This is a genomic window from Cellulosimicrobium sp. NPDC057127 (assembly GCF_042670945.1).
In the GTDB taxonomy this organism is placed as follows: Bacteria; Actinomycetota; Actinomycetes; order Actinomycetales; family Cellulomonadaceae; genus Cellulosimicrobium.
On record NZ_JBHUUP010000010.1, the window covers coordinates 95,794 to 116,885 of the forward strand.

General features: G+C 72.6%; 14 protein-coding genes. 6 read left to right on the forward strand and 8 right to left on the reverse strand.

What is annotated here, in order from left to right; translation table 11 throughout:
• Nucleotides 1-41 precede the first annotated feature (41 nt).
• Both ACFTZA_RS11530 and mscL read left to right on the forward strand, forming a co-directional pair.
• Nucleotides 42-755, forward strand: a complete 714-nt coding sequence (locus tag ACFTZA_RS11530; protein WP_378194485.1) for an SAF domain-containing protein — start codon at nt 42-44, stop codon at nt 753-755.
• A 98-nt stretch (nt 756-853) separates the two neighbouring features.
• A complete protein-coding gene (gene mscL / locus ACFTZA_RS11535; protein WP_378194488.1) occupies nt 854-1,363 on the forward strand; it encodes a large conductance mechanosensitive channel protein MscL in 510 nt (169 codons plus the stop codon).
• A 7-nt stretch (nt 1,364-1,370) separates the two neighbouring features.
• Here mscL and ACFTZA_RS11540 read toward each other — a convergent pair whose 3' ends face one another.
• The 3 genes from ACFTZA_RS11540 to ACFTZA_RS11550 all read right to left on the reverse strand — a co-directional run bounded on the left by ACFTZA_RS11540 (nt 1,371) and on the right by ACFTZA_RS11550 (nt 7,246).
• Nucleotides 1,371-1,628, reverse strand: coding sequence for a hypothetical protein (locus tag ACFTZA_RS11540; protein ID WP_378194491.1), 258 nt, complete (start codon nt 1,626-1,628; stop codon nt 1,371-1,373).
• 53 nt (nt 1,629-1,681) lie between these two features.
• A complete protein-coding gene (locus ACFTZA_RS11545; protein WP_378194494.1) occupies nt 1,682-5,716 on the reverse strand; it encodes a hypothetical protein in 4,035 nt (1,344 codons plus the stop codon).
• Between the two features lie 489 nt (nt 5,717-6,205).
• The gene (locus tag ACFTZA_RS11550; protein WP_378194497.1) at nt 6,206-7,246 is read right to left on the reverse strand and encodes an NAD(P)-dependent alcohol dehydrogenase; all 1,041 of its coding nucleotides are present in this window, start codon (nt 7,244-7,246) and stop codon (nt 6,206-6,208) included.
• Between the two features lie 326 nt (nt 7,247-7,572).
• On the opposite strand from ACFTZA_RS11550, the gene ACFTZA_RS11555 reads away from it, so the two are divergent.
• Both ACFTZA_RS11555 and ACFTZA_RS11560 read left to right on the forward strand, forming a co-directional pair.
• A complete protein-coding gene (locus tag ACFTZA_RS11555) occupies nt 7,573-8,700 on the forward strand; it encodes a hypothetical protein (RefSeq protein ID WP_378194500.1) in 1,128 nt (375 codons plus the stop codon).
• 23 nt (nt 8,701-8,723) lie between these two features.
• Nucleotides 8,724-9,599 (forward strand): class I SAM-dependent methyltransferase, encoded by an 876-nt coding sequence (locus tag ACFTZA_RS11560; protein WP_378194503.1) that lies wholly within the window; start codon nt 8,724-8,726, stop codon nt 9,597-9,599.
• On the opposite strand, the gene ACFTZA_RS11565 is transcribed toward ACFTZA_RS11560, so the two are convergent.
• The gene (locus ACFTZA_RS11565; RefSeq protein ID WP_378194506.1) at nt 9,580-10,155 is read right to left on the reverse strand and encodes a DUF664 domain-containing protein; all 576 of its coding nucleotides are present in this window, start codon (nt 10,153-10,155) and stop codon (nt 9,580-9,582) included. The genes ACFTZA_RS11560 and ACFTZA_RS11565 overlap by 20 nt on opposite strands.
• Nucleotides 10,156-10,257: 102 nt before the next feature.
• Entirely contained in the window at nt 10,258-10,437 is a 180-nt protein-coding gene (locus tag ACFTZA_RS11570) for a hypothetical protein (protein ID WP_378194509.1), read from the reverse strand.
• A 101-nt stretch (nt 10,438-10,538) separates the two neighbouring features.
• On the opposite strand from ACFTZA_RS11570, the gene ACFTZA_RS11575 reads away from it, so the two are divergent.
• Both ACFTZA_RS11575 and ACFTZA_RS11580 read left to right on the forward strand, forming a co-directional pair.
• The gene (locus tag ACFTZA_RS11575; RefSeq protein ID WP_378194512.1) at nt 10,539-12,164 is read left to right on the forward strand and encodes a LuxR C-terminal-related transcriptional regulator; all 1,626 of its coding nucleotides are present in this window, start codon (nt 10,539-10,541) and stop codon (nt 12,162-12,164) included.
• 567 nt (nt 12,165-12,731) lie between these two features.
• Entirely contained in the window at nt 12,732-13,859 is a 1,128-nt protein-coding gene (locus ACFTZA_RS11580; protein ID WP_378194515.1) for a class I SAM-dependent methyltransferase, read from the forward strand.
• A gap of 42 nt (nt 13,860-13,901) precedes the next feature.
• Here the strand turns inward: ACFTZA_RS11580 and ACFTZA_RS11585 are convergent, their stop codons facing one another.
• The 3 genes from ACFTZA_RS11585 to ACFTZA_RS11595 all read right to left on the reverse strand — a co-directional run bounded on the left by ACFTZA_RS11585 (nt 13,902) and on the right by ACFTZA_RS11595 (nt 21,061).
• Nucleotides 13,902-16,016: a DEAD/DEAH box helicase gene (locus ACFTZA_RS11585; RefSeq protein ID WP_378194699.1), complete on the reverse strand. Its 2,115-nt coding sequence runs from the start codon at nt 16,014-16,016 to the stop codon at nt 13,902-13,904.
• A gap of 1,026 nt (nt 16,017-17,042) precedes the next feature.
• Nucleotides 17,043-17,840, reverse strand: a complete 798-nt coding sequence (locus ACFTZA_RS11590) for a hypothetical protein (protein WP_378194518.1) — start codon at nt 17,838-17,840, stop codon at nt 17,043-17,045.
• A complete protein-coding gene (locus tag ACFTZA_RS11595; protein WP_378194521.1) occupies nt 17,837-21,061 on the reverse strand; it encodes a hypothetical protein in 3,225 nt (1,074 codons plus the stop codon). The genes ACFTZA_RS11590 and ACFTZA_RS11595 overlap by 4 nt, the downstream gene beginning before the upstream one ends.
• Nucleotides 21,062-21,092 lie beyond the last annotated feature (31 nt).

A 21,092-nucleotide genomic window follows, 5' to 3' on the forward strand; every position in this document is an offset into this window, starting at 1 on the left:
GTAGGACCGGGCGCACGGCGCCCCGGCTACGGTCACCCGCCATGACGTCCTCCTCCGGCCGCGCCCCGACGCGGCCCGACGACGCCCGCTCGCGTGCGCGGTCGGCCCGCCGGCGCGCGGGCGTGCTGTGGTGGCGGCTGCGCTTCGTCGTCGCGGCGGCGTGCTGCGGGCTCGCCGCCACCGCGGTCGTCTCGGCCGCGAGGCCTGCTCCCCCGGAGACGGTGCCCGTCGCCGTGACGACGCGCGAGGTGCCCGCCGGTGCCGCCCTGTCCGCCGCCGACGTCGAGGTGCGGCACGTGGCGGCGGAGCTCGCCCCCGAGGCGCTGCGCACGGTCGACGACGCGGCCGGGCGCACGGCATCCGTGCGGCTCGCCCCCGGCACCACGCTCCAGGAGTCGCTCGTCGCGGCGGGAGAGCTCGTCTCCGCCGCACCCGCCGGGACGGTCGTCGCGGCCGTGCGGCTCGACCCGGCCGTGGCGGGCCTGCTGGCCGCCGGGGACCGGGTGGACCTGCTGGTCGCGTCCGGCGCGACGGAGGCCGCGGTCGTCGACCCGGCGGACCCGGCACCGGACCCGTACCTCGCGCGCGGTGCGGTCGTGGTCCCCGGCCGCGCCCCGGAGACGTCGGACGGCCTGCTCGGCTCCGGCGCGAGCGCCCCGGAGGACGTCACGCTCGTCGCGGTGCGGCCCGAGGAGGCGGAGCGGCTCGCCGCCGTCGCCGGCTGGGGCACCGTCACCGCCGTTCTCGTGCCGTAGCCCGGCTCTCGTTGCCGACCTGCGCCGTCGTTGGCAGGATCACGGTGCTCCGTCGTGGCGTCGATGCCCGCGACGTCACCGACGCGAAAGGGATGTCCATGAAGGGCGTGCTCACCGGGTTCAAGGACTTCGTGCTCCGCGGCAACGCGATCGACCTGGCGGTCGGCGTCGTGATCGGCGCCGCGTTCACCTCGATCGTCACCGCGCTCGTCGACGACTTCCTCAACCCGCTCATCGGCGCGGTCTTCGGCAAGCCCGACCTGTCCGGCCTCTGGGACATCACGCTGCGCGAGGGCGACCCGGCACGTGACCTGGAGGCGTCGGTGATCTCCGTCGGCGGCGTGCTCAACGCGATCCTGCAGTTCCTGCTCGTCGCGATCGCCCTGTACTTCCTGCTCGTGCTGCCGATGAACAAGCTCGCGGAGCGGCGCAAGAAGGACGAGGTCGCCGAGCCCGAGGCCCCCGCCGAGGACGTGCGGGTGCTCCAGGAGATCCGCGACCTCCTCGCCGCGCAGTCGGGCGCGGGCGGCGCCTCGGGCGCGGGCGGCGCCGGCGGCAGCACCGGGGGCGGCGCGCCGGGTCCCGACGGGCGCCCGCACGGGGTCTGACGGCGGGCTAGTGCCGTCCGTAGTGCGGCGGGACGTCGCCCAGCAGACGGTCGTCGTTCCCGCCGCCCGTGCCCGGCCCGGCGGGCCGCTCGTCGCCCCACCCGGCGGCGCGCTCGTCGGCGCTCGCACCGGGCACGGAGGCCTGCTCGGTCCCGCGCCGCACGGCCCGTCGCGGCCGCCGACCCTGTCGCCCGCCGTCGGGACCACCGGCCGCGGCGGGCGGCGTCGCGGCCGGGTCGGTGTCGTCGTGGGAGGTGCTGCTCACGGCCCCATCGTCGCACCGGTCGTGCGGGGCGTCCGCCCGCGGTTCGTGCCGGCTCACAGCCCGGGGTCGCCGTGGACGGCGTCGTCGTCCAGCACCGGCACGACGACGATCTTGTCGCCGCCGCCCGTCTGGGCGACGCCGCCGATCTCCGGGAGACGGTCGTCGCGCACCGCCTGCACGACGCGGCGGATCCGCTCGGCCTCCTTCGCCGGGTCGAGGAACGCGGCGGCCGACCACACCTGCGCGACGGTCCACCCGAGCCGCTCGAGCCGCTCGGCGACCTGCCGGTCGCGCACGCGCACGCTGCGCTCGGCGACGTAGGCCGCGTCGTCGGTGAGGACGGCGACGAGCAGCTGGCCCGGCAGGTCCGGGTGCCCGACGACGAGCGGGATCCGGTCGCCGTCGCCGATGCCGTAGTCCGTCTCGACGACGAGGCCGGCGCGCCACAGGCGCTCCGCGAGGTCGAGCACGAGCCGGTCGGGGCTGCCGCCGACGTCGACGCCGTTGCCGAGAGCCACCTGGTCGGCCGCGCCGCTGCGGCGCTCGGCGAGCTCGAGCACCTCGGCGAGGAGTCGGGCACCCGCGCCGCGCAGACGCTCGGGGTCGAGGTCGGCCGCCGTGAAGCAGGACACGACGTGGAGCCGGCGGCGCGCGGCCCCGACGGTGTCGAGCAGCATCGCCTCGGCCCCGGGCGTGTTGAGCACGCCGAACCGGTGGAGCACGCGGCGGTGGGGCGTGCGGCCGAAGCCGACGGACAGCAGGATCGTGTCGCGCACCAGGCCCGCGACCCCGGAGACGTCGGCGACGACGACCGGCTCGGCGCGGCTCGTCGAGAAGAAGCCGGACAGCGCGGGGTTCTCCCGGACCTCACCGAGCAGCGCCTCACGGATCCGGTCGGCGTGCAGCGGGGTGACGGTGACGATCGCGAGCGACTCCTCGGGCCGCGTGAGCGCGTGCTCGATCGCGGCCTCGACGACGCGGTCCACCTCGGCCTGCGTGCTCTCGACCGCGCCCGACTCCTGGTCGGGCATGCCCGTGCCGTCGACGAGGTCGAAGCGCACGAGCTCCTCGGGGCGCGGCAGCGGCGAGGGGCGCAGCACGCCGGCGTAGCCATGCCGGGCGAGGAACGTCGTGACGAAGGGGTCGCGGCGCGAGCCATCGGCGAGCAGCGGCACGGACGGCAGCAGCTCCGCGAGGTCGCCCACGGTCGAGGCGGACGAGGCCCGGACGTCGCCCACGGCCACGACCTGGCGGCCGCGCGCGAGCGCCGCGAGCACGATCTCGACGGGCGTGTGCTCGATGGCGTCGAGCACCACGAGGTCGACCGTGCGCGTCGGGGGCAGCAGGTGCGGGACGAGCGTCGGCGTCGCGACGAGCACGGGCCGGAGCCTCGGGAGCACCGCCGGGTGCTGCTCCGCGGCCTCGCGGAGGCTGACGAGGCGGCCGGCCAGCAGCTCCGTGAAGAGCGCCTCGGCCTCGTCGCGGTGGTCGCGCATCGCGGTGGCCAGGTGCTCGCGGACGGCGGCGCGCACCGGCACGGAGAGCGAGTCGACGTGCGCACGGTCCAGCTCGCGGAAGCGGCGGGCGAGGGCGTCGAGCCCGGCCCCGTCCTGCCCGGCGAGCGCCTGGTCCTGGGCGAGGATCTGCTCGAACACCGAGCTCCACCACGCGAGGTCGAGCTCCGCGCCGACGAGGTCGGCCTCGACGCGTCGTGCCATGAGGTCCTCGAGGAGGTCGGACAGGCCGAGGGCGGTGAGGCGCCGGAGCACCGCGGTCCGTCCCGGGAGCCGTTCGAGCGACTCGGTGTCCTCGGCGAGGGCCTGCAGCCGCGCGGCGAGCTCGTCGAGCGGCACGTCGAGCAGGCCACCGCCGGAGCGGGTGGTCGCGAGCACCGGCTCGAGCTCCTCGACGTCGATCCGCACGGCTTCATGCGTGTCCTCGATCGTCGCCAGCCCCTCGGGCAGCCGGGGCCAGCCACCGCCGGGGGCGTGCGCCTGCCACACGGCACGCTGCGCCTGGACCTCGACGAGCGCGGCGTGCAGGTCGGGGACGCGCACGCCCGGTCGGACCATGTCCTTGGCCTGGCGGCGCAGCCGGCGCCGCGCGAACCAGCCCATCTCGACGCCGTGCTCCGCGCGCCACTGCTTGCTCGCGGTCGCCTCGACCATGTCCTGCGCGGTGCGCTCGAAGATCATGGGCTGGAACACGTCGAGCGTGCCGCGCATGCCGCCGAGCATGGTGAGCTGGTCGCCCCACTGGCGCAGCGTCGTCGCGGGCGTGAGTCCCGTGACCTCGGCGACGGTCGCCACCTGCGCGCGCAGCTGCGGCAGCGTGTGGGCGCGCACGCGCTCGACGCGCACGAGGGCGTCCTGCGCCTCCTGGCGCGTGCTGAGGTCGGCGCCGTACCAGGGGGTCGCCGCGGCGAGCGCGGTGAAGGCCCCGAGGTCGGCGGCGTCGCGCAGGTCCGCGGCGACGTGCGCCCGCTGCGGTCCGACGGCGACCACGACCTCCGGCGCGAGCCGCACCCGCGTGTCGGGGGCGGGCCGCTCGGCGACGATGCGGGCGAGCGCCTGCAGCGCGTCGTATGCGGACACGTGCCACGGCTCGCGCACGAGGTGCAGCGCCTCGATGTACCCGGCCAGGCGGGCCCGGGCGCCGAGCAGCGCGTCGCGCGTGCGCACGACGTCGTCGCCCTCGGCGGCGTCCGGCTCCCCCGCCATCGCGGACAGCAGGCGGTGGGTGACGCTCGTGCGCCACGTCGGCTCGGGTGCGACGTCGAGCACGAGACCGCCGAGCCCGAGCTCCTCGAGCCGGGCGACGAGGTGGTCGGCGGCACGACGGTGGCCGGAGACGTAGAGGACCTGACGACCGCTCGCGGCGGCCTCGGCCACGACGGCGGCGAGCGTGCCCGCGACGTCGGCGCCCGCGGGCGCGTCGACGAACAGGTGGGACCCGGTGGCGAGCGCGTCGACGACGTAGCGCTGCGACGGGTCGAGGTCGCCGACGCCGCGCTCGAGCTCCGGGTCGGCGTCCCCGACGCGGGGCGCGGGGAGCTCGCGGTGGATCGCCTCGGCCGAGCCGGCGTCACCGGCGAGCGCGGCGACGATCTCGTGCTCGCCGATGCTCGGGCCGTGCTCGTCGAGGTCGTCGACGAGCGCCTGCCCGGGGTGGACGAACGCGCCGGCGAGCACGCGGTGCGTGAGCTCGAAGTCGCCGAGCACCGCACGGCCGAGGGCGGCGATGCGCGTCGTCGCGTCGCCGGGGTCGAAGCCGGCGCCGGTGAACGTGCTGCGCGCGAGGGTCACGGGGTCGAGCAGAGCGCCGTGCGCCCGCAGCGTGCGGGCGAGCAGCGGGTTGATCTCCGCGGTCGGCTCGAGCGTGAGCTCGTAGTCGGTCTCGCCGTCGCCGCGCGGGGTGACGGTGAGCGGCCGCAGGAGCACGGGGGCCCGCACGGTGCGGGTGCGCGGCGTGTCCGGCGCGGTGCCGGCGTCCGGCTGCGCGAGGTCCGGCTCGCCGTCGGGCGCGGCGGTGATCTGCTGGAGCTCGGGCTCGACCTCGAGCGTCGTGGACAGGCGGCCGGCGACGCGTGCGAGCGCGGCGACGTCGTCCTCGCGGACGGTCGGTGCGGGGTCCGCCTCGGTCCAGGTGGCGACACCGATCGCCAGGTACGTGGGCGCGACGCCGAACCGCTGGGCGTGCTCGGTGGCCTGCACGACGACGGCGCGGGCGCGGCGGCGCGCGGCGGGCAGCGACCCGCCCTCGCGGAACAGGTTGGACAGGCGCGTCGGGCGGCCGGCGAACAGCTGGGCGACGCCGGAGGGGTGCGCGGCGGTGAGGTCGATGACGGCGTCGCCGAGCAGGGAGATGTCGGCGAGCGAGGAGCCCCCGGCGAGGCGGACGAGGCCCGCGCGCCAGTGGCCGACGGCGGTCTCGACGAGCTCGGCGGTGGTCGGCTCGGGCACGAGGACGGGTCGCTGCGACGGGTCGCCGTTCGCCGCGCCGGACCGCGGTCCGTCCGGGTCGGCGGGCAGCCGGACAGGATCGGCCACGTCCGGGGCGGCAGAGCTGGTGCGGGCTGCGGCATTCACGCTCCGACGCTAACGGTGACGGGCCCGGTGCGGGCAGAGGCACGCCGGGGTGGTCACGCCCCGGCGCGTGCGGGCGTGGGCCGCGCTCCCCCGTCGGGCGGCGCGCCGCCGTGGCAGGTCGGGCGTTCAGACGGCGGTGCGGCACACCGGTCGCAGAGGGTCCCGACCCGGGGCGATATCGCGCACGGACAGGTGTCAGAGTCGAAAAGCCAAGGAGCCCTGGACCGGTGGTCCAGGGCTCCTGCTTCCGGCATGTCGCCGGGACGTTTGAAACGACGCGCACCGCGCAGGGGGCAGGCGATGCGCGTCGTCGGGCTCTAGTGTGCACGTCGCTCCCGTGCACGTCAACTCGCGCGCGCCACCCTCTGCGCGCCGGGCCCGCGGAGGGCCGGGCGGCAGCGCATTCCACCTGGACAGACGTCCACGAGAGCGCTGGAAGAATGCTGAGAGAAATGGCGCACGAGGATGCCGAGAAGAGCCCAGTCGCCGTCAGAACCGCACGACGGCGCGGCCGCGCAGCGTGCCGTCCCACAGCTTCCCGTAGGCCTCGGGCGCCTGGTCGACGGAGAACGTCTCGGTGTGCACGGTGAGGCGTCCCTGCTGGGCCAGGTGGATCACCTCGAACAACTCCTGACGGTAGCCCCAGTACGGGACGAGGAAGGACGCCTCGTACGGAGACTGGAAGAACCCCACCTTCGCGGTGGGCGTGCCGTGGCCGATCCCGACGAGCGAGAAGTCCCCGCCGACGCCGAGCACCTTCTGCCCGAGGTCGATGGTCGGCTGGATGCCGGCGAAGTCGACGACGAGGTCGGCGCCGCGCCCGTGGGTGAGGTCGCGCACGGCCTCGACGGCCGACTCGTCCGACATCAGCGCATGGTCGGCCCCGACCTCGCGGGCGAGGGTGAGCTTGTCGTCCGACACGTCGAGCGCGACGACCTGCGCCCCGCTCAGGGCCTTGAGGATCTGGATGCCGACGTGGCCGAGGCCCCCGACGCCGAGCACGACCGCCGTCGTGCCGCCCACGAGCTTCGGCAGCGAGCGCTTGATCGCGTGGTACGGCGTGAGGCCGGCGTCGGTGAGGGGTGCCGCCTGGACGGGGTCGAGGTCGCCGATGGGCACGAGGTGGCGCGGCGAGTCGACGATCATGTACTCGGCCATCGAGCCGGGCGACCCGAGACCGGGCGGCGTGATGCCGAGCTCGGCCGCGCGCAGGCAGTAGTTCTCCTGCCCGGCGGCGCAGCGCTCGCAGATGCCGCAGCCCCACGGGCCGTAGACCGCCATGGCCTGCCCGACGAGGCTCGTGTCGACGCCCTCGCCGACCGCCTCGACCACACCGGTGCCCTCGTGGCCGAGGGTCAGCGGGAGGCCGTAGGTGTACTGGTCCTCGGGCAGCTCCATGATGAAGACGTCGGAGTGGCACAGCCCCGCGGCGGTGACCTTGAGGAGCACCTCCCCCGGCTTCGGCTCGGGGGTGTCGATCTCCACGACCTCGGGTCGTGCGCCGATCTCGCGGTACTGGACGGCCTTCATGACGGCTCCTCTCGGTGCTGCGTGCGGTGACCGGGCGGCCCGCCGAGGGGAACGGCGACCGGGTGCCCGGCTCCTCTCGACCGTAGGCACAGAGCTCACCTGGACGCGCGTCCGGCCCGGCGAGGTCTCGGTCACAGGCGGGCGCTCACAGGATCTCCGCGACCCCTCACCGCGGGGAGCACCGGCGCCCGCGCGGCCGTGCACATGCGCCGGTTAGCGTGGTCGAGGCCCGCACCCGACGCCGGACTGCGGCGCGCCGGAAGTTGCCGGCCGGGCACCGCGGGCAACGACGACACCCGACCCGACGGACCGGACGAATCCCCGACGTGACCGCATCTCCCGCCTCCCGCCGCGCCTCCAGCACCCCCTCCCCCGACCCCGTGGCTCCCGCCGACGACGCGGCCGACGCCCCGGAGGAGAAGCCCGCCGCACCGGCGCTCTCGCTCACCCAGGTGGTGGCGAGCGCGCTCGCCGCCGTGAGCGCGACCGTGCTGCTGTCGTACTTCGGCATCGCGGGCACGATCATCGGCGCCGGCGCGGCGAGCGTCATCTCGGTGCTGGGCAACTACGCGTACACGCGGTCGATCCAGAAGACGCGCGAGCAGCTCAAGCCGGTCATGACGCAGCTCGTGCAGGCGGGCGCGGTCGCAAGCCGCCCGCGCGGGTCGACGACGGCGACGCTCCCGACGGTCCCGCGCGACGGCGGCACGCAGCCGCTGACCGCGGTGCGCGCGGGCTCCACGCAGCCGCTCACGACGGTGCGCACGGGCGCCGCCGTGCCGGGCGACGGCCCGGACGTCGGGCGAGACGACGGGCGCGACGGGTTCCAGGAGCCGGCGCGCCCGGGCCCGTGGTTCCGGCTCATCGACCGCCACGGCAGGGCGAAGGTGCTCGCGGTGTCGGCGGTCGCGCTGTTCGTCGTGGTCATGGGCGTCGTGCTGGTCGCCGAGCTCGTCATCGGCAAGCCGATCTCCGACGCGGTGCGCGGCCAGGAGGGCTCCGGGACCACGCTGAGCCGGACGACGACCGACGACGGCACGCAGGACGTCGTCCCGTCGCAGGAGCAGCCGGGCGTCGGCACGACCCCGGCGCCGGAGCCGGAGCCGTCGACCGTGCCGGACGAGGAGGCTCCGTCGGCTCCCGCGGACGAGCCGCGGCCGGCGCCGTCGCCGACCGACGAGCCGACGGACGACCCCACGGGCACGCCGTCCCCCGAGCCCACCGACCCGGCGACGCCCGGCACGGGCGAGGACGGGACCGGCGGCACCGGCGGCACCGACGGCTCGGGAACCGGGACGGACGGGTCAGCGACGGACGACGGAACCGGTTCGGGCACCGGCGCGGCCGCAGGCCCGAGCACCGGCGGCTCGTCGTCGGGCACCACGGAGACGGGGCAGTCCTCGGGCGGCACCGCCCAGCCCGCGCCGGTGGCGCCGGTCGCGCCCGGGACCTGACGCGCCGCTGCTACTGTCCGCGGGTGGCTGCCGACGAGTACCTGGACGTCAACCGCACGAACTGGGACGCGCGCGCGACCGTCCACGCGCAGGCGTACGGGTTCGAGCGGCTCCTCGCCGACCCGCACCGCCTGTCGGACGTCGTCGCGTTCGACCGCCCGCGGCTCGGTGAGGTCAGCGGTCTCGACGTCGTCCACCTGCAGTGCCACCTCGGCACCGACACCCTGAGCCTCGCCCGCCTGGGTGCGCGCGTCACGGGCGTCGACCTGTCAGGCACGTCCCTCGACGAGGCTCGGCGCCTCGCGGAGCGTGCGGGCGCGGACGTCGAGTACGTGCAGTCCGACGTGTACTCCGCGCCGGAGGCGCTGGACGGGCGGCAGTTCGACGTCGTCTACACGGGGATCGGCGCGATCTGCTGGCTGCCGAGCATCCGCCGGTGGGCGCAGACGGTGGCCGCGCTGCTGCGGCCGGGCGGGCGGCTGTTCCTGCGCGACGGCCACCCCGTGCTGCTGTCGACGCTCGCGATGACGGTCGGCGACGAGCACGACGACCGCGCGCAGCAGTCGTGGATCAGCGGGCCGGGCGCGCTGACGCCCGCGCTCGAGCTCCCGTACTTCGAGCAGCCTGAACCTCTCGTCTGGGAGGACGAGCTCAGCTATGCCGGTGCCGAGAAGCTCGCGCAGCCGCGCTCCATGGAGTGGAACCACGGCCTCGGCGAGATCGTCACGGCCGTGCTCGACGCCGGTCTGGAGCTGACGTCGCTGACCGAGCACGACAGCGTCCCGTGGGACGCGCTCCCCGGCCTGATGGTCGAGGACGAGACCACCGGGGAGCACCGCTTGCGCGACCGCCCGGAGCGCCTGCCGGCGTCGTTCACCCTCACGGCGCGTCGCCGCTGACGGCCGGGAGCATCGGCCAGTCGGCCGGCGGGTCCTCGCCCACGCGACCGTCGATCGCCTCGCGCAGCAGGTCCATGTGCCCGGTGTGCCGGCCGTACTCCTCGACCAGGTCGTGCAGGTGCCGCCGCACGGTCGGCCGGGCGTCGCCGAACTCGAGGTGACCGGGCTGGTCGAGGCCGCCGTCTGCCAGGAGCGCGCTCAGCGTGGCGCGGGACCGCCCGACGGCGCCCTCCCACAGCGCGTAGACGCCCTCGGCCGTCTCGTCGGGGTCGACGGTGAACTGCCAGCGCGCGAGGTCGTCCTCCGGCACCGCCGTCATGCTCACCGGCTGCTGCCCCGCCATCCGCCAGGAGAACACGTCGTCCTCGACCACGGCGAGGTGCTTGAGCAGGCCGCCGACGGTGAGCTCCGACGTCGGCACCGCGCGCAGCCGCAGCTGGTCGACGTCGAGCCCGTCAGCCTTCCAGCGGAACGTCGCGCGGAGCCGTTCGAGCGTGCCGACGAGGTGCTCGACGTCGGTACCGGCGAGCGGTGGCTCCCAGGGCGGGTCGGTCATGGCGGCATCCTCCGGCTCGGCGATGTGACGCCCATCACCGTACGCGCGGCCACCGACGGTGTCGGCACCCGACGCACCGGGGCCGCGGACGCCGCCGACTGGTCAGCGGCGGGTGCCGGGGTCGGCCGCTCCGGACGTGCCGGTGGAGCCGCCGCGGTGGGTGAACCTGCCCAGCAGCTCCTTGGCCTTGCGCTGGTTCTCCGGCTTCGACATCTCCCGCTGGGCGACGCGAGCCGCCTTCGCCGCGATCCCGCTCTTCATCGCCTTCTTCAGGAATCCCATGCCTGCCTCCTTCGTCGCGGTACTCGTCAGAGCGTATGGCGGGGTCCGCGGCCACGCGCGAGGACACCGTCGGGCAGGAGGTCTAGCGTGGTGTCGAGACCATGGACGGCACGGACGCGCTCGCCGCGGGACGCGCGGCGTATGGCCGGGGCGACTGGCAGGGCGCCTACGGGGCGCTGACGCGGGCGCGCGAGACGGCGGAGCTCGAGGCGCCGGACCTCGCGCTCCTGGGCAGCGCGGCGTGGTGGGTCGGGAGGTTGCACGAGTCGCTCGAGCTCACCGAGCTCGCGTTCCGCGTGCTGGAGGTCCAGGGCGACGTCGAGGGCGCGGCCCGCCGGGCGCTCGACCTCGCGGTGCTGTGGGGCAACCGGGGCGACGTCGTCGTGGCGTCGGGCTGGCTCAGCCGCGCCCGGCGTCTGCTCGCCGACCGCCCGGAGGGCGCCACGCACGGCTACCTCTTCTACGTGGAGGGCGCGCTGGCGCTCGCCCGGTGGGACCTCGACGGCCTGCAGCGCGCGGCGGACGACACGGCACGCGTCGCGGAGCGCACCCACAACCTCGCCGTCACCGCCCTGAGCCTGGTCCTGGCCGGGCTGAGCGACCTGCGGAGCGGTCGCACGGCCACGGGGTTCGGTCAGCTCGACGAGGCGATGCTGCCCGTCCTGGCGGGGCGGCTCGACCCGGAGTGGGCCGGGGAGATCTACTGCACGGTGATCCACGCGTGCCACCAGCTCGGCGACCTGGACCGCATGCGCGCCTGGACGCGGGCGACCGAGCGGTGGTGCGAGCAGTTCCAGGGCGAGGTCGTGTTCTCGGGGATCTGCCGGGTCCACCGCCTGCAGCTGCTCTGCGCGGAGGGCGGCTGGGCCGCGGCCGAGGAGCGGATCGAGCGGAGCGGGACCGAGCTGGAGGGCCGCAGCGACTGGGCGGCCGCCGAGGCCTTCTACCAGCTCGGCGAGATCCGGCGGCTGCGCGGCGACCAGGACGGCGCCCGCACGGTGTACGACCGGGCGCGCACGCTCGGGGTCGACCCGCAGCCGGGTGAGGCCCTGCTCCTGCACGCCGCCGGTGAGGGCGACGTCGCGTGGTCGAGGCTGTCAGCCGCGCTCGCCGGCAGGGACCGGCTCGCGAGCGCGGCGCTGCTCGCGCCGGGGGTGCGGATCGCCCTGGACCTCGGCCTCGTCGAGGAGGCGGACGCGTGGTGCGCGCGGCTGGAGGAGACGGCGGAGCAGTTCGACAGCCCGGGCCTTCGCGCCTGGGCGGCGCACGCGCGGGGCGCCGTGCAGATCGCCCGCGCGACTCCCGAGGACGCGGTGCGCTCCCTCGAGACCGCGGCGCAGAAGTATCGCGGGCTGCGGTGCCGTCACGAGACGGCGCAGGTGTACGAGCTGCTCGCGCAGGCCCACCGCGCCATGGGGCGGGCGGCCGCCGCGGACGCGGACCGGGCGACCGCCCTGGCGATCTACCGCCAACTCGGGGCCGTGCCGGACGTGCGGCGCCTCGACCAGTCGGAGGCGCCCGGCGGGCTCACCGACCGCGAGCGCGAGGTGCTGTCCTGCGTCGCGTCGGGGATGACGAACCGTCAGGTGGCCCGCGAGCTGTTCATTAGCGAGAAGACGGTGGGGCGGCACCTGGCCAACATCTTCACCAAGATCGGTGTGCCGTCGCGGACCGCGGCGGCGGCGTGGGCCCACGAGCACGGCGTCCCCCGGCGACGCTCGGCCTGAGGCGACAGGCGCCACCTGGAGGTGCCGCACCGCCGTCGGGCAGCGTGCGCAGTTCTGCCCACCCCGGGTGGCCGGGCTGCGTCGAAGGACCGACGCGCCGCGGCACCCCGTCCGCCTAGCGTCGGGAACGTCCGGTGCTCGCGTGGACGACACGGAAGGAGGCGGGCGGCATGGTGGCCGACGTGGCGCTCGTCGCCGGTGGTGTCTCGACGGTGGTCTTCGCGAGCAGCATGCTCCCGATGGTGGTGAAGGCCGTGCGCACCCGGGACCTGGAGTCGTACAGCCTGCCGAACCTGCTGATGACCAACGCCGGCAACGCGGTGCACTCGCTGTACGTCTTCGCCCTGCCGGCGGGGCCCATCTGGGCGTTGCACGGCTTCTACGTGGTGACGAGCGCGCTCATGCTGGTCCTGTTCCTGCGCCACCAGCCTCGGCCGGCCGGTGTGCACTGTCCGCCCCACGCCCTCCCCCACCGGACGCATCGTTCGCCCGATGAGGCGCGCAACCTGCGCTGCCTAGCGTCGAAGGACGCCGGCCACCCGGGCGCGGCAGACAGGGAGGACGACCATGAGCACGACGACACCGGCCTCGCGCAGCACGGGCACCGCCGCGGCGGGCACCGGGACGGTGGTCGCACCGCCGTTCGACGCGGCGGCCGCCGAGGCGTTCGCGGGGCGGATGCTGGGCGTCCTCGACGACGCCGCGCTCGCCGTCCTGACGAGCACGGGTCACCAGACGGGCCTGTTCGAGACGCTGGCGGCCCTGCCGCCGGCGACGAGCGACCAGGTCGCCGACGCCTCCGGGCTGCACGAGCGCTACGTCCGTGAGTGGCTGGGCGGCATGACGACCGCGGGCGTCGTGCGGTACGACCCCGCGTCGGCCACGTACGTCCTGCCGGCGGAGCACGCGGCCGTGCTCACCGGCGCCCCCGGCCCGAACAACGTCGCGGTGCTCATGCAGCACGTCGCGATGATGGGCGAGGTCGAGCAGCGCACGATCGAGCGGTTCCGGCACGGCGGCGGGCTGTCGTACGCGGACTTCCCGCAGTTCCACCGCACCATGGCCGAGACGAGCGCCGCGGTGCACGACGACGCGCTGGTCGACGCGATCCTGCCGCTCGCCGCCATGACCGACGGGCTCCGCGACGGCATCGACGTGGCCGACGTCGGGTGCGGGCGCGGGCACGCGATCAACCTCATGGCGCAGGTCTTCCCGGCCAGCCGGTTCGTGGGGTACGACTTCTCGGACGTCGCGATCGACGCGGCACGCGAGGAGGCACGGACGCTCGGGGTGACGAACGCGTCGTTCGAGGTGCTCGACGTCGCCGAGCTCTCCGTGGACTCGGGGTTCGACCTCGTGACGGCGTTCGACGCCGTCCACGACCAGGCGCACCCGGCCGCGGTGCTCGCGAACGTGCACCGTGCCCTGCGCCCGGGCGGGACGTTCCTCATGGTCGACATCAAGGCGTCGAGCCGGCTGGAGAAGAACGTGGGCCTGCCGTGGGGCACCTACCTGTACGCGATCTCGACGTACCACTGCATGAGCGTCTCCCTGGGCCTCGACGGCGACGGGCTCGGCACGGTGTGGGGCGTCGAGCGCGCCGCGGCGATGCTCGCCGAGGCGGGGTTCGGCCACGTGGAGGAGAAGGAGGTCGAGTCCGACCCGTTCAACGCGTACTTCGTCGCGCGGCGGTGAGGTGCCCGGCCGGGGTGGACCCGGCCGGGCACGCTCGCCCCCTCAGGCGGCGTCGGTGGTGAGTGCGTCCGTGAGCAGGGTGACCAGGGCCTCGAGCTGCACGTCGGTGGAGGACGGGACGTCTTCTTCGGACGCGCCGTCGAGGGCCCGAGCCGCGAGCCCGGACTTGCTGTCGATGAGCGCGGCGATCGTGGCGTCGATGGTCTGCGCGGCGATGATGCGCCACGCGGTGACGGGCTCGGACTGGCCGATCCGGTGGATGCGGTCGATGGCCTGGGTCTGCTCGGCGTCGGTCCAGGACAGCTCGGCGAGCACGAGGTTGGACGCGACCTGGAGGTTGAGCCCCACGCCCGCGGCCGTCAGGGAGCACACGACGATCTCGACGTCCGGGTCCTGCGTGAACGCGGTGATGTTCTGCTCGCGCACCTTGGGCGTCTGGTCGCCGCGGATCGAGGCGTAGCGGATGCCGCGGTCGGCGAACGTCTGCTCGGCCTGGTCCATGACGTCGACGTGCTTGGCGAAGAACACGACCTTGCCGACGTTGCGGGCGAGCTGCGCGGCATAGTCGGCGGCGAGACCGGCCTTGGCCTGACCGATGCGGCGCACCATCGTGAAGACGTTCTCGCCCTTCGCCTTGGAGCTGGAGTCCTTGAGCTCGGCGGCCGCGACGCGGCGCGCGAGCGCGTGGTCGACGCCGTCCACGACCTCGCCCTCCATGCGCGCCTCCACGGCGGCCCGGTAACGCTGGACCAGCCGGTTCGTGAGCGCCTCCTCGGACGCGCGGATCGAGCGTCCGGCGGCGTCGTCGAGCTCGACCGGCAGGTCCGCGACGCGGCGGGCCGGGATGTCGGCGACGACGTCGACCTTGCGGCGGCGCACGATGCCCATGTCGACGACGCTCGTGCGCGCGGCCGAGTAGAAGCCCGGGTCGGCGGGGGTGAGCCCGGTGTCCTCGAGTGAGGTCATGAGCTTGCCGAGCGGCTTCTCGTCGTCGATCCAGCCGAGGAACTGCCAGATCGCGCGGAAGTCCTCGATGTCGTTGATGAGCGGCGTGCCGGTGAGTGCCATCATCAGCGGCCGGGCGGTGCGGGTGCGGATCCGGTCGGAGATCTCGAGCACGTTCTGCGAGCGCTGCGACGTCTTGTTCTTGATGAAGTGCGCCTCGTCGACGATCATCCCGCGGAATCCGTGGTCGCCGAGCCAGCCGGCGTGACGGTCGAGGATCTCGTAATTGACGATGACGACGTCCGCGAACGCGTCGACCCTGTCGCCGTCGCCGTGGACCACAGTGGCGCGACGCAGCGGCGTCCACAGCCCGACCTCGTGCGCCCAGTTCGTCTTCACCACGTTGGGGACGACGACGAGCAGCGGGAACGCGTCGGCCGCCTGTGCCGCGAGCAGTGCCTGGGCGGTCTTGCCGAGCCCGGGCTCGTCTGCGAGGAGGAAGGTCCGGTGGCCGCGGGCCGTGGCGGCGACGACGCGCGCCTGGTGCGGCATGAGGTCGCGGCCCTGCGGGACGGGGACGTGCCGCGGCTCGGGCAGGTCCATGCACGCGGGGGCGCCGGGCGCGTCGCGCTCGAAGGACCGGAAGAGCGGCTCGAGCAGCTCCCAGCCGGCGAGGCGGCGCGGCTTCGCGGCGCGTTCGGCAGCGGCCTCGAAGTTCGGGGCGAGGAACGGGTTGGCCATCTGGCGCGAGATGACCGACTGCGGGACCACGCGCTTCTCGGCGCGCTTCTCCGTGCGCTTATCGGTTGCCTGCGTCGGTGCGACAGGTGCTGGTCGCTCGGGCTCCTCGGGTGGCTCGATACCGCCGGCGCGCATCACGGAGGCCTTGTACTCGCGGGCGGCGTCGGAGACGCGGGCGTCCTCGGCGAGCAGCGCGAGCAGCGACGTGTCCCGGGCGGCGATCTTCGCGAGGAGCGTCGCGACGCCGTCGAGCCGCTTGAGCTCGTGGTCACGCTTGGCGGGAGTCAGCGCAGTGTCCGCCTTGACCCGGGCGCGCTCCTCGCGGACGAGGAGCGCGGCGACCTGGAACTGCGTCCGCACGGCCGGACGGACCGGCGGACGCCGCACCGCGTTCTCCACCTCGCGCGTGATGTCCGCGAGCACGGGGATGAGCCCCTCCTCGTCGCGGCGAGGAGCGCGACGGCGCTGCACCCCTGCCGGGCGCTGCGCACCGGACTGGCGCTTGCCGCCCCCCTGACGCTGCCCACCCGACTGGCGCTGCCCGCCGGACTTCGGCTGAGCGCCCGCCTCCGAGCGCGCAGGGCCAGACCTGCGTCGGCCTGATCGAGCCACATGTCCTCCTTCTGCGACGTGCACGTCGCAACGGCGGCGCGGTGCGCCGCCAACGCTGCCCGAGGACGTGTCGCCCCGGGCATGACGGGCGTCAGCCGCCGACGGGTTCCGTCGACGGCGTGAGCCGGGCGCGCGCACGTGGCGCCGGTCACCGCACAGCGTCCCGGCCCGAACGGCCGTCGAACCTCTGCAACACCGACGGCGACACACCGCCGGGCGCTTCCCCGTACCTATGGCACGGGCGGGATCTGCTGGCTGCGGCCCCAATCGAGCCCGCAAGTCCCTACAGCGTACCGTCGCGGCGGGGCATCGAGAATCGCGGCGCGCGAGACAGCACCAGCCGCTGCGATCCGGTGTCCACTCCGCCCGTTCTAGAGCTGGCTCCCGTGTCGGGTGCAGCAGGGACGTCGCGTTCGAAAGGATGAGGAGACGCCGTCAAAGGACCACGCGTACGTTCCCAACGAACGGCTTTGCTCGCTCACCACTGGTGATGCCCTCGGCGTCGATCCAACTCTCCCCGTCAATCCAGAGGGGGTTCTCGGTCGCGGCGATTCGCATCCAGATATGCCTTCGACGGTGATGTGGATGAGATGCCAGCGCCTCGGTGATCGAACGGACATCACGGAACATCGCCGGAACCGCCTCTCACCTCTGCTCAGCCACGCTCAACTCCCAAGGCGCGGCCCGCACGGCGGGCCGGCGGGGCACAGCGCCCGAGCCGGACACCGATTTCGGCCGGACGCGCCGAACCATCGCATTCCGACCCGCGGAGCGCGGCATCGTGGTCCTGGCATAGGCGGCGGGCACCGCAGGTGAGACCCGAGCGCCGCGGACTGCCGGGAAGCACTTGCTTGCGACGCCGGGCCCATGGCCACCTGTCGCGTGTCACGGTACTGAGCGTGCAGTCTGGGTAGACACGGACCACGCTAGTTCGACGCGGGTGAGGAACTCTTCACCGCGCAGGGTTGTGGCGGCACTGATCGAGAACGCGAGGAGGAGGGCAGCTCGCGCATGTGGCTTACCTAGCAGATTCAATCGATCCAGCACCGCGTGGTAGGCAACTGGGAGTGGCTTGGTCCTCTTCACGATCTCCTCCACACAGAAGCGTTCCAATTCCCTGCGGACGTCCGCTCCTGGTCGCAACCGTTGAGCACGCCGTGCCACGGTGCGAACCATGTAGTCCCTCTGAGATTCACTGAAGACCGCGGCCAAGTCGGAACGTACGGCTTCAAAGATCGTCTCAGGCGCCGCGGATGCGCGCTGCCGCCAAGCATCACTCAGCCGTGCGTCTCTGCGAACACAGCTGCTCACATGCGCCAGCTCGTCGATCGCTTCCCGCAGCGACCTCGCGAACGCGTCAGCAGACTCCTGCCAGTTCGCGTGACTGTCGACCCATGCAGCGGCGTAGGCATCGGCATTGGGGTTGTCACCATGCTGGCGTGCCGTTCGCAGGTTGTACAGGAGCTCTTTGAAGGCGGCCACGGCGCTGCAATCTTTGACAGCCGCGAGAAACGCGACATCATCCGCGATAGCTTCGTGAAAGAACTTGTAGTACTCGGTCACAAGATCGTAGAACGCCCCCGATGAGTCAAGCGACGGCACGAGCTCAGGGGCGGCGCCGTAGGTGAGCCCTACACCGGTACAGGCCCGCTTGTTAAGGTCCAAGGTCGAAAGGGAGTTCATCGGCGAACCTGCACGTCTCTGAACATCGTGCGGGGTTCGGCTACGGCCCCGCGTGTCAACTTGAACCCGATAATGAGCGCTGGAAGGCGTTGGTTGACTGCGAGGTCCTGAGTAGCGCTGAAGAGTCGCGGTTCGAACCAAACACTTGTCGCCAGCTCCTCGACACGCACCCTTCCCCAACTTCCGCTTACCGACTCAACCCTACCTGTGTAAACCAATGGCTTTCCGGCGCTGTCGGTCAGGGTGAGAAGCGTATGAATGCGCCGCGCCTGCTGGCGGGTGAGGTCTTCCAGTTCGCGGAACGTCCTCCGCGCGTCTTCATAGTCCTCTAGGGCGAACTGGGCGAGGCCGCGCACGAAGACGAGCTTGTAGCGATCGGGGAGCTCTGCGTCCTGCAGTGTCGCCGCAAGGCGGAGGAGCGTCTCTACGTTCTCGTGCGAAAAATGGATCGGAACGCGCTCTCCCCTAAGTAGGCGGTCTCCAGCGATACCCTTCCAAGTCAGCTCCAAGAGCAAGTGCGCACAGCGCCAGTCTCGCTGAGTGTCGGGGGGCGCTGCCCATAGCCGCGCAAGCGCAGCGCGCTCCCCAGCGGGACCTGCCTCGGCCTCAAACTTCGCCAAGAAGTATGTCGCCGCAGGATCGCTATTCGCCTCCAGGTCGCGAAGTCGCTCCCAAACCGCATCGTCGTTTCCGAGGAGCTCCTGGAGCTGTTTAAGTCGCATGTCAATCTGTGCCCGTTGCCGCTCAGCGAGCGCGGCTCGGTCCAGTGACTCCAGAATTGCGACCGCGTCTGCGAGCCGATCAAGTCGCTCTCCTGGCTCAAGGAGTCCGGTCTGAATGGCGTCACGTGTCGACCACGCTAAGACGTCAACGGGGTGGAGGTTGCCGGGATCGATCGCTCGTGCGTCGAGCACGGCCCTCAGGACGTCGTCGAGGCGACTCGCGAGGTTCCTCGAGCGAGTGGGGGAGCCGCCCTCCTTGATCTCATGGAGGATCGCGCCGAGCGTCGACGCTTGCTCGACTGTCAGCGACAGTCGCATCATCCCCCGCAGGTCGCCATCTGCCAGCGCCTCGGAGAGCAGGTCACTGTTGTACTCGAGGTCGGCGATCCGTTGAGCCGCCAAGCCTTGCTGCGTCTCTTGCTGCCAATGAACATAGCCACGCGAGAACGTCGACTCCTGTAGGACCAGTCTGGGGTGCGCGCGGCCCACATCCTCGCGACGGTCGCGCAATGCATCCGCGATCGCACGAAAATACTGACGATACCGACCGGTGCCTGAGTTCGGGCCAATTCGCTCCAGCAAGGACACCATGAATTGCACTTCGTCTGTGCCGCTGGAAAAGCCGTACGCCAGACGGACGTTTCTTATCGCCTCGGTGATCACCTCGACCTCAAGCTCCGTCGAGATCTCGTACTGCGCCAACAACTCGGCTTCGAGATGCGAGCGGACCGAAAGAAAGTACTCCCCGTTATCGTCGTCGACCTCGCGGATAATGTCGAACGCATTGACGGCGTCGCGGATGCTCTGCGAGCCTTCCCGCCCGAGTATGCGGAGCGCGAGATCAATGGGCACAGGGACCCCGTGGCGCCCAGCGACAAGAATCAACGTCGTGACTCGCTGGATTGGACTACGCTCGGAGAACGACTGCTCGGTCAATGGCTTCGTCGTCTCGGGGGTGTCTGGAAGGAGGTCGAGGACGGACAGTCCCGCAGCCTGGAATGCGGCCGCCATCGCCGTCATACGAGATTCTTGGGTCGCTTCGACGCCGCGCTCTCGAACGAATTGTGCCATCCCCTTTTCGGCCGCCCGCATCTCGAGCGACAAGCCATGGCGAAGCACGTGCTCCGTCTCGGGAAGCGTATGATACAGAAACGCGAGAAAGCTGGCGTCAAGTGCAGCCCTCGGCGCGGCGACCTCAATACGGTATGACTTGAGCAGCGCCACAAGGCGGCCGGACTCAGCCCTACTAAGTTCGGCGGGAGCCTTGACGATTAACGAGGACTCGCTGTCGGTGGGATAGGCCGAACCGACGATGAGCACCTTTCGACCTCGGCTGTGGAGTTGGCGAGCGAGGGCCTCGTACTCCCCGGGATTCACCATCCCATCCCAAACGAAAACGAGCCCCTTTGAGCCATGCTGCTCTGACCAAGCGGCATACATGTCGAGGTCGTCCACCGACGGCCGAACCGTGCGGCGCGACTGATGAAGAACGGCGAACTCGCCAGTTCGGGCGAACTCCATCGCGAGGGAGGCCAATGCGATTGTCTTCCCGGTGGCGGTTTGTCCCGCGACGACGACAGGGCGGGGCAGTTCTCGCTCGCGCAGCATCTCAGCGACTTGGCGCGCAACCCGCTCCTCGAAATCGCGGCGGACGTTCATCCCGGCCGCGATGCCCCGCCAGCGCGGGGAGCCCTCGGGCGCCCCAGTGAAATTGCGGAACTCCTGGTAGCGCGCGGCCTCCGAACTGAACACCGGCGGCGTGAGCAGTTCCAGGTCAACCGGCCGAGCCGTCCTCCTCACCTGGTTCCACGTATGGATGTCGATATCGGTGAAGCCGTCACCGAGGGCTATGACATGGTGCGCCTCGCGCCCGCCAGACGACGGAGCTTCAAGCCTGACGCTGCCGACCTGGGCGAGGGCCTGCAACAACTCGTCCGCGGACTCTTCATGCAGGATCAACTGGCCCGCCTGCGCCAGGCTCGCGACGAAGGCGTCTTGCGCCCACAGTCCGCACGAGAATAGGTGAGCCTGGCCAGGGCCGAGGGCGCGCAGTGCGGGCACCAGAACTTCCGCGGCGAGCAGGTCGCCCGGTGCCCACCCGTCGATGAGGACCGTTCCCTTCGGCGTGACCGTCTCAGCGGCCAGCCGGGAGAGTTCCTGGGTGGCGCGGATACGGGCGTCCGCTTCGCCCAGCGCATCCGTTGCTGGCTGCTCTCCGGGCGGCAGATGTCCGCCTCCGAAGAGGAAACACACCTGTAGGTCGTTTCGGTCCCGCGAGGCCGTTGAGGACATCGCGCCCACCGAGCTGACTGTCCGCCAGTCGGTGCGGAAGAGGTCGGCGGCCGCCCTCGTGGATCTTGTCGTGTATACGCCGCTCCAGGGATACTGCGCGACCGCCGACTTCTCCGAGACGTCGGCGCTAGATCCGAGCAACAGGAACGCAGGACCGCTAGCTAGCCTCGCCGCGAGCTGCTGGGACCCATTCGGTCTGACTTGCATGGCGCTCCTCCGGCTCGCATCAACTCCGCCA

What these genes read in the sequence shown, in the direction of transcription:
- ACFTZA_RS11570 (WP_378194509.1), bottom strand. Translation starts at nt 10,437, where the DNA reads ATGGGATTCCTGAAGAAGGCGATGAAGAGCGGGATCGCGGCGAAGGCG.
- ACFTZA_RS11575 (WP_378194512.1), top strand. Translation starts at nt 10,539, where the DNA reads ATGGACGGCACGGACGCGCTCGCCGCGGGACGCGCGGCGTATGGCCGG.
- ACFTZA_RS11565 (WP_378194506.1), bottom strand. Translation starts at nt 10,155, where the DNA reads ATGACCGACCCGCCCTGGGAGCCACCGCTCGCCGGTACCGACGTCGAG.
- ACFTZA_RS11530 (WP_378194485.1), top strand. Translation starts at nt 42, where the DNA reads ATGACGTCCTCCTCCGGCCGCGCCCCGACGCGGCCCGACGACGCCCGC.
- ACFTZA_RS11580 (WP_378194515.1), top strand. Translation starts at nt 12,732, where the DNA reads ATGAGCACGACGACACCGGCCTCGCGCAGCACGGGCACCGCCGCGGCG.
- ACFTZA_RS11595 (WP_378194521.1), bottom strand. Translation starts at nt 21,061, where the DNA reads ATGCAAGTCAGACCGAATGGGTCCCAGCAGCTCGCGGCGAGGCTAGCT.
- mscL (WP_378194488.1), top strand. Translation starts at nt 854, where the DNA reads ATGAAGGGCGTGCTCACCGGGTTCAAGGACTTCGTGCTCCGCGGCAAC.
- ACFTZA_RS11550 (WP_378194497.1), bottom strand. Translation starts at nt 7,246, where the DNA reads ATGAAGGCCGTCCAGTACCGCGAGATCGGCGCACGACCCGAGGTCGTG.
- ACFTZA_RS11590 (WP_378194518.1), bottom strand. Translation starts at nt 17,840, where the DNA reads ATGAACTCCCTTTCGACCTTGGACCTTAACAAGCGGGCCTGTACCGGT.